Annotated in this window: 10 protein-coding genes; all 10 read left to right on the forward strand. The window is 44.0% G+C overall.

What is annotated here, in order from left to right; translation table 11 throughout:
• The first annotated feature begins 120 nt into the window (after positions 1-120).
• The 10 genes from H8S51_RS06325 to H8S51_RS06370 all read left to right on the forward strand — a co-directional run bounded on the left by H8S51_RS06325 (position 121) and on the right by H8S51_RS06370 (position 12,482).
• On the forward strand, positions 121-741 hold the full coding sequence (locus H8S51_RS06325) for a CHC2 zinc finger domain-containing protein (protein WP_039996408.1): 621 nt from the start codon (positions 121-123) through the stop codon (positions 739-741).
• Positions 716-2,107: a DNA primase family protein gene (locus tag H8S51_RS06330; RefSeq protein WP_186898961.1), complete on the forward strand. Its 1,392-nt coding sequence runs from the start codon at positions 716-718 to the stop codon at positions 2,105-2,107. The genes H8S51_RS06325 and H8S51_RS06330 overlap by 26 nt, the downstream gene beginning before the upstream one ends.
• A gap of 378 nt (positions 2,108-2,485) precedes the next feature.
• Complete coding sequence (locus tag H8S51_RS06335; RefSeq protein WP_118209690.1) at positions 2,486-3,775, forward strand: plasmid recombination protein; 1,290 nt, start codon at positions 2,486-2,488, stop codon at positions 3,773-3,775.
• Positions 3,776-3,790: 15 nt separating this feature from the next.
• Positions 3,791-3,976, forward strand: coding sequence for a hypothetical protein (locus H8S51_RS06340; protein ID WP_117526568.1), 186 nt, complete (start codon positions 3,791-3,793; stop codon positions 3,974-3,976).
• Positions 3,977-4,065: 89 nt separating this feature from the next.
• Positions 4,066-4,296 (forward strand): helix-turn-helix domain-containing protein, encoded by a 231-nt coding sequence (locus H8S51_RS06345; protein WP_015540908.1) that lies wholly within the window; start codon positions 4,066-4,068, stop codon positions 4,294-4,296.
• Positions 4,277-5,944, forward strand: a complete 1,668-nt coding sequence (locus H8S51_RS06350) for a recombinase family protein (RefSeq protein ID WP_334294425.1) — start codon at positions 4,277-4,279, stop codon at positions 5,942-5,944. Before H8S51_RS06345 ends, H8S51_RS06350 begins: the two co-directional genes overlap by 20 nt.
• A 308-nt stretch (positions 5,945-6,252) precedes the next feature.
• Positions 6,253-7,779: a response regulator transcription factor gene (locus tag H8S51_RS06355; protein WP_117921326.1), complete on the forward strand. Its 1,527-nt coding sequence runs from the start codon at positions 6,253-6,255 to the stop codon at positions 7,777-7,779.
• On the forward strand, positions 7,772-9,550 hold the full coding sequence (locus H8S51_RS06360) for a sensor histidine kinase (protein WP_117921324.1): 1,779 nt from the start codon (positions 7,772-7,774) through the stop codon (positions 9,548-9,550). Before H8S51_RS06355 ends, H8S51_RS06360 begins: the two co-directional genes overlap by 8 nt.
• Positions 9,547-10,833, forward strand: a complete 1,287-nt coding sequence (locus H8S51_RS06365) for an ABC transporter substrate-binding protein (protein ID WP_117921322.1) — start codon at positions 9,547-9,549, stop codon at positions 10,831-10,833. Before H8S51_RS06360 ends, H8S51_RS06365 begins: the two co-directional genes overlap by 4 nt.
• A gap of 266 nt (positions 10,834-11,099) precedes the next feature.
• On the forward strand, positions 11,100-12,482 hold the full coding sequence (locus tag H8S51_RS06370) for an ABC transporter substrate-binding protein (RefSeq protein WP_186898960.1): 1,383 nt from the start codon (positions 11,100-11,102) through the stop codon (positions 12,480-12,482).
• The last annotated feature ends 170 nt before the right edge of the window (positions 12,483-12,652 follow it).

The following is a 12,652-nucleotide window of genomic DNA, read 5'->3' on the forward strand; positions in this document are numbered from 1 at the left end:
GTCCTGTCATTAGCCTGTTTTTTGAAAAATCCGTCATAACCATAATAGAAGGAGCGAAGCACCTGCCAATCACGGCGGGTGCTTCGTGCTTTCCAGAATATTATGAACGGAGGGTTTTCTATGACAATCTATGAAACCATCAAGGCGGCAATCAGCGTCAAGCAAGCCGCCGAACACTACGGGCTGAAAGTGAGCCACAACGGCATGGCTTGCTGCCCGTTCCACAACGACAGGCATCCGAGCTTGAAGCTGAATGAGGACTATTTTTTCTGCTTCGGCTGCGGAGCCAAAGGGGATGTGATCGACCTTGTGGCAAGGCTGTTCAATCTGAGCAGTTATGAAGCAGCGCAAAAGCTGGCTTTGGACTTCGGGCTTGACCCGAAACCGCCCACTGCCGCAGCTATGGTCAAGCCGAAGCGTCCCTATATCCGTCAGTTCCGGGAGGATGAAATGCTGTGCTTCCGGGTGCTGACGGATTATTTGCATCTGTTGGAAGATTGGAAAGTGCGCTATGCTCCCAAGACACCGGAAGATGCTCTGGATGACCGTTTTGTGGAAGCCTGCCAGATGCACTGCCATATCGAATATATGGCAGATGTGCTGACGGTGGGTGATCTGGAAGAACGGGTGGCATTGGTGGACAAGCTGATGCAGGACGGCAAAATTGCTTTTCTGCAAGAGTATACCGCACGAAAGAAAAAGGAGGTGGCGCACCATGGCGAAGAACCGGAAAACGCCTGATATGAACTTGCCCATGTGGTTTGACGGGCAGAACATCAACGAAGCTCTGTTTTGTGAAGAATTTCTGCAAGAGCGCAGGATCATCTTCGCAAACGGAGCTTTTTTCACGCCCGATGGTCGAGTGACGGACGATCTTCCTCTGCGTGGGGAGATTTACGACAAGCTGAAATTCTGTGCCGTAAACAATATCCCCCGGAAGATCACCAACATTCTGGAAGTGCTGAAACTGGAAGCGCAAGTGCCGGACTTTCCACCGGAGCAGGATCGGATTCATTTGTCCAACGGTACGCTGCTATTGAACGGCACATTTACCGAGGGCAGACCGGCTATCGTGCGGAGCCGTTTGCCGGTTGCTTACAATCCCGATGCTACTGCGCCGGTGATCTGGCTGAACTTTCTGGATGGGTTGCTTTACGCCGAGGACATTCCAACTTTGCAGGAGTTTATCGGCTATTGCCTGATTCCCTCCAACAAGGGGCAGCGCATGATGGTGATTAAAGGCAACGGCGGCGAGGGTAAATCTCAAATCGGTGCGGTACTGTCTACCATCTTCGGCACGAATATGAAAGACGGCAGCATCGGCAAGATTTCTGAAAACCGCTTCGCCCGTGCCGATTTGGAACACATTCTCCTGTGCGTGGATGATGATATGCGGATGGAAGCTCTGCGCCAGACCAACTATGTAAAATCCATTGTCACCGCACAGGGCAAGATGGATTTGGAACGCAAAGGCAAGCAGAGTTATCAGGGTTGGATGTTCGCCCGATTGCTGGCATTCAGCAACGGTGATCTGCAAGCCTTGTATGACCGCAGTGACGGATTTTATCGCAGACAGCTTGTGCTGACCACCAAGGAAAAGCCAGTGGACAGAGCTGACGATCCCGACCTTGCGGAGAAGATGAAAGCCGAATCCGAGGGTATCTTCCTGTGGGCATTTGAAGGCTTACAGCGGCTTGTTGCCAACAACTTTAAGTTTACGGAGAGTGAGCGTATCCGGGAAAACCGGGAAGCGGTCAAGCGTGACAACAACAATATCTTTGATTTCATGGATTCCGAGGGATACATCCAGCGTAAAGCGGATGCGTCCATCAGTTCCAAGGATTTCTATGAAATCTACCGGATGTGGTGCGAAGAAAATTCCCTTGCACCGCTGAAAGCCCGCAGCTTCAGCGACGCCATGATTGCCAATGCCGGGAGATTCAATCTGGAACATTGCAACAATATCACCAACTCTGCCGGACGGCGGGTTTGGGGATTCATGGGAGTGGAAGCCATTGCACGACCTCATATAAATGGGTTTTACGGAGATTCGCCGTGTACGTACGTACCGGAGGACATTCCGAAGGAATGGCGGCAGGTCGAGTAAATCCCATTGCTGGTACGTATGTACGCAGCAAAAGAGCGTGAAACGCTCGTTATAGAAACAGCACACATCCTCTCGTTCGGGCTGTTTCTATGTCCACAGGCTTTTGAAAAAGTGTCTGTGGACATCGGCTGCAAGAGGAAGTTGACACAGAACAGCTTCATGCAGACGGGGCTGACCATGGGAAAAGGCGCAGACATTTTCGCCTTGGTCAGCAGAGGTCACCGCAGTGACCGCATTCCCCCTCGGGAGAGCCCTCGGAGAGCCCACGGCACTTTGCAGCCAGTATGGATGAAAGTGTCATAGTGGGTTATTACACTTTGAAAAAGTGCCTCTCCGTAGTTCTCCGCTGTCTGCAAATCTCAAAGAAAGGAAACGCCAATGGCAAGAAACGATGGAATAGACCGTACCGTAGCCAGAAATCAGGACTTGGGAAACCCGGCAGATGTGGCAAAGGTACAGGAACACAATGAGCGTGAAAAGGACAGCTACAGCAATCAGGACATCGTGCCGGAACGCACTTCTCTGAACGTCCATTTCAAAGCACCCACGGACGATTATGTAAAAATGTTTGAGCAGATGGAACAAGACGGCGTGATCTCCACCAGAGGTCTGAAACCGGATGCCGTCAAATACGGTGAGTTGGTATTTGATGTGAACTCCGCTTATTTCTACAACTACGGCGGCTATGAATTTGCGAAACAGTTTTATGCCGATGCCTATAAAGCCGCCGTGGAGATTGTGGGTGGTGAGCAGTATATCCTCTCCGCTGTGATGCACGCCGATGAGCGCAACCGGGCAATGTCCGAAGCTCTGGGCGAGGATGTGTACCACTACCACCTCCATGTGGTCTATATCCCGGTGGTGGAAAAGCAGATCCTTTGGTCGAAGCGATGCAAGGATGAAGCCCTCCGGGGAACCGTTAAGGAGGTCATCACACAGGTCAGCCGCAGCAAGAAATGGGAGTCCAAGCCGGTGCTTGGCGAGGACGGAAATCCCATGCTCAACGCAAAAGGGAAAAAGATTTTGAAGTCATCCTACAGTGTGTTGCAGGATGACTTTTTCAATTTCATGCGAAACGCCGGTTATACCGATGTGGAGCGTGGAGAGCGTGGCAGTACAGAGGAACATCTGACTGTGACCCAGTTCAAGGTGCAGGCAGAACAGCAGCGGCTGGAAGCTGTGACCGGGCAGGTGGCACAGGCAGAACAGAATTTGGAGGATGCCAAAGCTGCCACAGCAAAACAGAAAAAGAAACTGGAATCTTTGCAAAAGGAAACCAAGGCGGCAAAGACCATTGCGCTGACAGTGCAGGACATTGAAGTAATGGGCAAAAAAGCCACATTCGGAAACAATATCACGCTGACACCGGATGAATGCGACACACTCAAACGCCATGCGGTCAATGGCATTATCGTCAATGCTGACAACAAGCGTCTGAAAGAAAAACTGGCTTCCGCAGAAAAGACGGTTTCCATCTGGAAGCAGCGGTATGAAGCGGTAAACGAAAAATATATGGAACTCAAACAGAAAGCCCAACCCTTTCTGGATGCACTGGAAATCGCATCCGAAAGGGTTCGGGCTTTTCTTGATGTTGTCCTCAGCAGAGGAAAAAAAACGCAGGAGCACGAACACACTGCCCGGAAGCGTGGACAGGATATGGAACTTTGATGGAGGAATCGCCTATTGAAGAAATATTATGAGGAAGCGAAATATAATGCGGCATTTGACCGCTGTGTGGATGTTATGAGTCAGATGCTCCAAAAATATGGACATCAGGTTTTGGATAAATTGGAACAGGACGCTCCGCAGGAAGTGGAGTATTCCGAGGAAAGTAATCAAGCGCAGCTTCTGACGGATAAGGCTGCGTAAAATTTGCAATTTACACGTTGCGTATTCACTATGGCTATGCTATAATGATTACGCAACGTGTATTTTTTGCTTTTGTGGAGAAAAGACGGATGGATTGTAAAAACAGAATTATAAAGTTGCGGGAAAGCACAGGACTGAATCGGAAAGATTTTTGCAAGCTCGTCCATATTCCTTACCGGACTATGACTGAATGGGAATTGGACAACCGCCATGCACCGGATTATGTGCTGTGGCTTTTGGAGTATTATATCCGCAACGAGGGACTTATGGTAAAAGGAAGGAATGAGGGAGGTGGAGATTCTGAAAAAGAAACAACTTAAATGCTATCTTTATACAAGAGTGTCCACCTCGATGCAGGTTGACGGATACAGCTTGGATGCCCAGCGTGACAAGCTGCGGAAGTATGCGGCATACGAGGATATGATCGTTGCCGGGGAGTATTCTGACGAGGGCTTTTCTGGAAAGAACATTCAAGGGCGGCAGGAGTTTCAACGGATGCTGAATGACATCCAGGACGGCAAAGATGATGTTTCTTATGTGTTGGTCTTTAAGCTGTCCCGATTTGGCAGAAATGCAGCGGACGTTCTGAACTCTTTGCAACTCATGCAGGATTTCGGTGTCAATCTGATCTGCGTGGAGGATGGCATTGACAGCTCCAAGGATGCAGGAAAGCTGATGATCTCTGTGCTGTCTGCGGTGGCAGAGATTGAGCGAGAAAATATCCGCACACAGACAATGGCAGGACGTGAGCAAAAGGCTCGTGAGGGCAAATGGAACGGCGGTTTCGCTCCATATGGATACAAACTGGAAAATGGAAACCTTGTCATTGCAGAGGATGAAGTGGAAGTAATTCGTGTCATTTATGACCGCTACATTCACACTAATGAGGGTGTTGCAGGAGTTGCAAAATATCTGAACCGCAATGGTTATACTAAGAAACTAAGACAGAATAATACCATTCCGGGATTTTCAAGAGATTTTGTGAAAAATGTATTGTACAATCCTGTTTATATGGGAAAGATTGCTTACGGCAGACGAAGAACAGAAAAGAAACAGGGTACAAGAAACGAGATGCACGTGGTTGAGCAGTCGGAGTTCCCGGTTTATGAAGGACAACACGAAGCTATCATTTCCGAAGAGGATTGGTATCTGGCACAGGAAAAGCGCAAGATCAATTCCTTTAAGCGGGAAAAGGTTAACAATCCAGACCACGCACACATCCTGTCCGGTATCTTGAAATGCCCATGCTGCGGAAAGAGTATGTATGGCAATATCGCCAAGGCGCACAGCAAGGACAAGAAAACACGGTATTATTACTACTGCAAAAATACGGTTACACCGACAGGGCATGAGTGCAGTTTCCGTCTGAATATCGAGCAGACGGAAATCAACAAATTTGTGGCGAAGGTTATCTCCGCTATGGTCAACAATCCACGATTTGTAGAAGCAATTCAGGCGAAAATCGGAACAGCAGTTGATACAGAAGATATGGAAAAGCAGATTGCTGTCCTACAAGGGCGGCTAAAGCAAGCCTTTGGAACGAAAAGCCGCTTGGAGCGTCAGATGGATACCTTGGACCTCAATGATGCCCACTATGACAGAAAGATTTTGGACTTGCAGCGCCGCTATGATGAGCAGTATGATACCATAGAGGAAATCGAAGTTCAGATTGGCGAATTGCAAAGTCAGATCCGCAGCATCCAGCAGGAGAAGATTTCCGGAGACAATATCTATCGCTTGTTACTGGCATTTGATGAAGTCTACCATTCCGCAACGGAAGCGGAGCAGAAGGAGTTTATGAAGGCCTTTATCGAGCGAATTGAGATGTTCCCGGAGAAAAGGAAAGACGGAAGCTGGATAAAGAAGATCGTATTCAATTTTCCTGTGCCTGTTGATGGTGAGGAAGTGAAAGAACTTCCCTTGGAAACTGAAACAACTGTCGAGACGGTGTGTTTATTATCAAAATAGAATAAATTTGCACTATTTTAAGAATTTATATTATTTTGCTTTCTTTCTTTTCATTCCTTTTTCCCATGTGATTTAGATGGTATAATGTGCGTAAGCAATGAGCAGTGCCACATGAGAGTAAAATAAAAAATGGCTGCTTGCAGACACTTTTTTGTTTTATTCTCATGTGATAGGGTGGTGCTAGGTGCCGGTGGCACCTGTTTAGCACGGACCGAAGTGGAATGTAGATGCCCGTCAGTCCGGAAAATCTCTGATTTTCCGGATATGCACTGCGGAGTTTAATTAACACCACATGGGGAGAAGGATATATGATTCGGGTTTTGATCGTTGATGATGAATATATTATGCGGCAGGGATTAAAATATATGATCCACTGGGAGCAGGAAGGCTATGAAATTGTCGGGGAAGCGACCAATGGAAATGAAGCACTGCGGCTTACAGAAGAGTTAAAGCCGCATATTATCATCAGCGATATTGTGATGTCTGTGATGGATGGAGTTGCATTTACGGAGATGGTGCATAAGATTTATCCGGATATTGCCATCATTATTTTAAGCGGATATGATAAGTTTGAATATGTGAAAAAAACGCTGACAAATGGTGCCATAGATTATATTTTAAAACCGACATTGAATGAGGAAGAACTGTTAAACGTATTAGAGAAAGCAGCGCAGAAAATTCCGGGTTATAAAAGGAAAGAAAAGAGTGAAGGAATCAATTATGCTGCGGAGATGGAGCGTTATCTGATCGGGATGTCACAGGAATTAGATGAGGTGGCTTTCAGCCAGATTTTTCCATATTCCCATTTTCATATTTTCGGGATGCGGATCAAAAATGAGAATGAGATTCCACCGAATGTATCTGAACTCCTGTATCAGAAAATAAAAAAGGATGTCGCTGATTTTGAAGCTGCCAATGGAATGGTCATGATCCTGCAGGAAGAACTGGTCATTGTAGTAATGTGTGCGAAACCGGCAAATGATGCGCAGATGATCCGTTTTTTTGAACAGATGACAGCGGAGTTAGCGGTACTTTCTGAATATATTCTTGGAGTGTGCAGCAGGGCGTTTGATGGAATGAGACTAATCAGGCAGTATTATCAGCAGGATATTTTAGCATATGCAGATAAGGTATTTTATTATAAAGACCTTAAATTTATTCTGGCAGATGAAATGACGGAAAAAGAAAAGATACCTGCTGTAAAATTTGATTTTTTTAAGTATAATAAATTTTTATCCATGAAGGAGTATGGGGAAGCACTGCGTCTGCTTGAGGAATATAATACAAAGGCATTGCAGAGTGAAATTGATATTGCATCGCTGAAAAACCAGATTAAAAACATGGTCTATTATTTATTAGATCAGCTTGATCTGACAGAAGAACAGAAAGATGCAGAGCGGTATGAGTATTTCAGGGAGATTTCGATGGCGCATTACGAGCAGGATTATAAAGAAGTGATGCGTCAGATATTGGAAAAAATCACTGCACAGATCGGAGTTACACAGAAAACTGTAGATGACAGGATTCTAAGGATGTTAGCTTTTATTGAAAAAAATTATGAGCAGGATTTAAGACTTGAGGATATGGCAGAAGAGTTTAATTTTAATTATCATTATCTTTCGGCGTATTTTCATCAGCATATGAAGGAAGGGTTCAGTGATTATCTAAATGAGATCCGGACGGCTAAAGCATGTGAGCTACTGGAGAATACAGATCTGTCAATTGCCCAGATCAGCGAAAAGGTAGGATATTCGGAGCACAGCTATTTTTGCAGGGTATTTAAAAAAGTTACGGGAAAGACACCGTCAGTCTATCGAAGGAAGAATCATGGATAAGATAAAAAGCCGTTTTAATAGTTTTTCAGGAAAGATCACACTGATCGTAATGCTTGGGATCAGCCTGATCGCCGTTACCGTCAGTTTTGTAGTGCTTGTTATGTCGAGGCAGGTTTTTACAAAAAATTACGGGGATTCCCAGGAAAAGGTTTTTGAACAGATCGAAAAAGAATTTAATGATTTTCATGATCATATCCAGAATGTTTTTGATGCGATAGATTCAAGCTGGGCATTCCGGCTTTATTTTAATGAAACGTCGGAACTCGATAATACGCAGACATTTCAGAATGTTTATCAGATGGAGCAGGATTTAGAGAAGAGTAAATCTGCAGATATGGAGCGGCTGAACATTCTTGTTGTTGGATATAATGGTAAACATTATCTGTCGCGAACGGAAAATATCTGCGTTACAGATCAGGAAATCTTACAATCAGAACCGGCCAAAAAAGCATTAAGTGATCCGGATGTCATCCATTATACTTACACTGGTCAGGCTTATACGACCACATCGAGAAATGCTGATACACTGATCATTTCAAAAGCCCTGTATTATCATGAAAGCAGGGAAGTTTATGCGATTGCTTTTGTGACGCTTACGATGGAGGAGTTAAAGCAGTATTACAATTATTTTGTATCAGATACAACGTCCTTTTATCTTGTGGATGACCATGAAATCGTTCTATGCAGCGACAGACCGGGCATCACAGGGACGCATTTACAGGAAGAATGGTTTGAAAAAATTAAAAATGCGGATGAACTGCGTATGGAATTAAAGCAGGACAGTACCGTGTATACTTTGATGAAACGGATACTGCCATATCAGAAGTGTGCGATTTATGCGCTGATCGATAATGATGTGGCGTTGCAGGATCTTTATAATATGCCGTTTCTGATCGCAAGCTGCAGTGCAATAGGAATCTTTATTCTGATGGCATGTCTGTTTTATACGCATAAGACCATGCGGCCGTTAGCAAAGCTGATCGGAAAAATGTCTGCGATCCGGGAAGGGAATTTTTCAGAATATATGACAGTGGAGGGAACTACGGAAGTGCAGGAGTTAGCTTCCACCTATAATTATATGTTAGATGATCTGAAACACTATGTGGATGAACTGGTGCAGACGCAGAAAAAGCAGAGACAGGCGGAGATCAGTGCATTGCAGATGCAGATCAATCCGCATTATATTTATAATACGCTTGCAAGCATCAAATGGCTGGTATATCAGAATGATACAGCAAAAACGGTACGGACGATCGATGCGTTTATCAGTCTTTTGCGTAATACGATCAGTAACTCGGATGAATTTATTCCGGTGAGACAGGAAATGATCAATATCCAGAATTATATCCTGATCAACCAGACGAGATATGGGGACAGTATACAGGTAGAATATTATGTTTCGAGAGTATGTGAGGAATATCTTCTGCCGAAAATGATCTTACAGCCTTTCATTGAAAATACATTTTTCCACGCGTATCCGGAAGGCAGATGCGGAACGATTCAGATCGTGGTAAAACAGAAAGAGGAAAAATTAGAGATCCAGATCATTGATGATGGTGTCGGAATGACGAAGGAAAAAGTTTTAAAAATTATGAATGAACCAACCGGAAAAGAGCATTATTCCGGAATCGGAGTCCACAATGTGCAGGAGCGGTTAAAACTTCTATATGGAGACGACTATGGGATCAATATTTTCAGTGAGGAGCAAAAGGGAACGACGGTGGTGATCGTTTTACCGGTGAGTTATAAGACGGGGACGGATGAAAAATGAAAAGAGCAGGATTTGGCATTATAATGGGCTTGATTTTAGCTATGTTATGTGGCTGCGGACAACGGCAGAGCGTGAGCGCAGAAAAGGAAACAGACAGGATCGTAATCTGGACATGGGATGATACTTTTAATGTAAAAGCTGCAAAACTTGCGGCGAAAGAATATAAAAAAACACATAAAGATATTCAGATCATAGTAGAGACAAAAGAGAGAGAAGAAATCTTAGCAGATACCAAAAACCTGATCGCATCCAAGATGTATCAGGAACTCCCCGATGTGATCATGATCGAAGATTATGATATTCAGGATGTGCTTTCACAATACGAGGATGAGTTCGTAGATCTTACAGACAAAGTTGATTATGCCAGATATACAGATTATAAAAGTAAGCTCTGTTCCAAGGGAGACAGATTTTATGGAATCCCATTTGACAGCGGAACAGCAGCACTTTTTTACAGGCTCGATATTTTAGAGCAGGCGGGTTATACCGAAGCGGATATGCAGGATCTTACCTGGGAACGATACATAGAGATCGGAGAGGATGTCTATCAGAAGCTTGGAATCCCGATGCTGACATTAGATCCGACAGATTCGCCACTGCTTCGTATCATCATGCAGAGTGGCGGTCACTGGTATGTGGATGAAAACAATCATGCAGATATTGAGGATAATGAGTATTTAAAAGAAGGACTTCACACATATCAGCAATTACTAAAAAGAAATGTCGGTGTGAGCGTCAATGGCTGGAATGAATTTATTTCCGCTTTTCAGAATGGAAGCGTTGCAAGTGTGATCAGTGGAGGCTGGATCGTTTCAAGCATAAAAAGTGTGGAGGAACAAAGCGGTCTCTGGAGAGTTGTGCCAATCCCGGTGTATGATGGAGAGATAAAGACGGTGGCGGCATCAAATGTCGGTGGAAGTGCATGGTATGTGTTGAAAAATGCAAAAAATCCGGATGCAGCAGTGGATTTCTTAGTAGAGATGTTTGAAAAAGACTCTGACTTTATGAATGAGCTGATCGGAGAAATTGGTCTGCTTCCAGCGGTAAAAGACATGTCAGGGTACGAAAATTATCTTGCAAAAGATGAGTTTTTCGGAGGTCAGCAGGTTACAAAGATTTTGACAGATCTGTCTGGGAATATTATAACTGTGAATTATGGAAGTAAAACATATGAGATAGAGGCGATCGTGGAAGATGAGTTTAATAATTCCCTGACGCAGGATGATCTGTCAGATTGTCTTTCGAATATACAGGTAAAAGCAGCAGCGGTGGTTCGTGAATGAACCGCCGTTTTTTGTTATGTAATTGGAAAATTTGTTGAAATTCCCAATTACATAACAAAACCTCCGGGCAGGATGTTTCAAAAAACAAATTAATGCAAATTTCTAAAAATAGTCCTACTGAATCAAATTACATCCCAAAATATGAAAAATTAAGGTAAAGATAGTCCTAAAGAAAATGGCTCTTATGATGGTATGATTTACCTGTAACAAAGATAAGCAGCCAGAAAGAAAAGCTTATCAAAATGTTTAATATGGAGGGTTACAGGATGAAAAAGAAAGTAATGACTATGGTATTAGCAGCGTCTATGCTGCTTGGAATGGCAGGATGCGGAAGTTCATCTGCAAATGACAGTGCAGCAGCAAATGGAAACACAGCAGGAGGGGATCAGGCTGTGGCAGGAACAGAGAAAAATGATGCGTCAGGTAATGCAGAAGGTGGTTCACAAGAGGGAACACTTACTGTCTGGTGCTGGGATTCATTTAACGTAGATGCAATGAAGGAAGCCGGAAAACTGTATCAGAAAGATCATCCGGATGTAAATATTAATGTGGTCGAGACAGTATCTTCCGATATCCAGACACTGGTTCAAACCTATGCAATGAGCGGTGAGCTGGATGCGCTTCCTGATATTTTCTTAATGGATGATCAGGTGTTTGCAAAATATCTTCAGAATTACCCGGATGTGTTTGCAGATCTGACAGACTCCGGAATTGCGTTTGCTGACTTTGCAGAAGCAAAAGTTGCCAATTCCGTAAAGGATGGAAAAAATTATGGTGTTCCATATGACAGCAATACGGTCATTGCCTGCTACAGAACAGATTACTTAGATCAGGCAGGATATACGATCGATGATCTGACAGATATTACATGGGACAGATTCATTGAGATCGGAAAAGATGTGCTCGATAAGACAGGAATGCCAATGCTTACCAATGTGCAGGGCGAGCCTGATTTATTAAATATGATCTTACAGTCTGCAGGAATTTCTGTATTTGATGAAGAAGGAAAGATTTCTCTTGTCAATAATGATGGATTAAAAGAAGCCATGAATGTATATATGGATCTGATCAATGCAGGTATTTTGCAGGAACAGACAGACTGGTCCGGTTATCAGGGTTCTATCAACAATGGTACTGTAGTTGGAACAATCAATGGTTCCTGGATCTGTGCAACGATCACATCCACAGATCAGGCTGAACAGGAAGGAAACTGGGCTGTTACAAATATGCCAAAATTAAATGATTATCCGGGTGCAACAAATTACTCTGCACAGGGTGGTTCTACATGGGCAATTTCTTCCTCCAGCAAAAATTATGATCTGGCAGTAGATTTCTTTAAAACAACATGGGCAGGAAGCACCGAATTTTACGATAACATTCTTTCACAGTTAGGTGCGATCGCAACCTATCTTCCGGCAGCAGACAGTGATGCTTACAATCAGGTTTCTGATTACTTTGGCGGAGAGGCAATTTACTCTAAGATCGTATCTTACGGAAGCAATATTCCTACAATCAACAAAGGTATTTTCTGGTCTGAGGAAAAAGAAGCTCTTGGAACAGCTTTGACAAACGTATTGAATGGTTCAAGTGATCTTGACAGTGCGATCGAAGAGGCACAGGCAACGATCGAGTTTAACATTGGTCAGTAAAAAAGTATAGATCAATCCTCCCTGTATTTATACTTTTTGAAAAATAATAAACTGCGCGCCTGGCGGGCAAAAGGGAAAGCTGCCAAAAAAGGATATCTTATGTGGCAGCTTTCTCTGTCAAAACAAATAGTTCAGGAATGGGGATCAGTGTGAAAAATATATTTTTCACA

This window comes from Roseburia rectibacter (assembly GCF_014287515.2).
Classification (GTDB): Bacteria; Bacillota; Clostridia; order Lachnospirales; family Lachnospiraceae; genus Roseburia; species Roseburia rectibacter.

Excerpts from the sequence above, each read along its gene's own strand:
- H8S51_RS06355 (WP_117921326.1), top strand. The coding sequence starts at position 6,253 with ATGATTCGGGTTTTGATCGTTGATGATGAATATATTATGCGGCAGGGA.
- H8S51_RS06330 (WP_186898961.1), top strand. The coding sequence starts at position 716 with ATGGCGAAGAACCGGAAAACGCCTGATATGAACTTGCCCATGTGGTTT.
- H8S51_RS06370 (WP_186898960.1), top strand. The coding sequence starts at position 11,100 with ATGAAAAAGAAAGTAATGACTATGGTATTAGCAGCGTCTATGCTGCTT.
- H8S51_RS06345 (WP_015540908.1), top strand. The coding sequence starts at position 4,066 with ATGGATTGTAAAAACAGAATTATAAAGTTGCGGGAAAGCACAGGACTG.
- H8S51_RS06325 (WP_039996408.1), top strand. The coding sequence starts at position 121 with ATGACAATCTATGAAACCATCAAGGCGGCAATCAGCGTCAAGCAAGCC.
- H8S51_RS06360 (WP_117921324.1), top strand. The coding sequence starts at position 7,772 with ATGGATAAGATAAAAAGCCGTTTTAATAGTTTTTCAGGAAAGATCACA.
- H8S51_RS06365 (WP_117921322.1), top strand. The coding sequence starts at position 9,547 with ATGAAAAGAGCAGGATTTGGCATTATAATGGGCTTGATTTTAGCTATG.
- H8S51_RS06335 (WP_118209690.1), top strand. The coding sequence starts at position 2,486 with ATGGCAAGAAACGATGGAATAGACCGTACCGTAGCCAGAAATCAGGAC.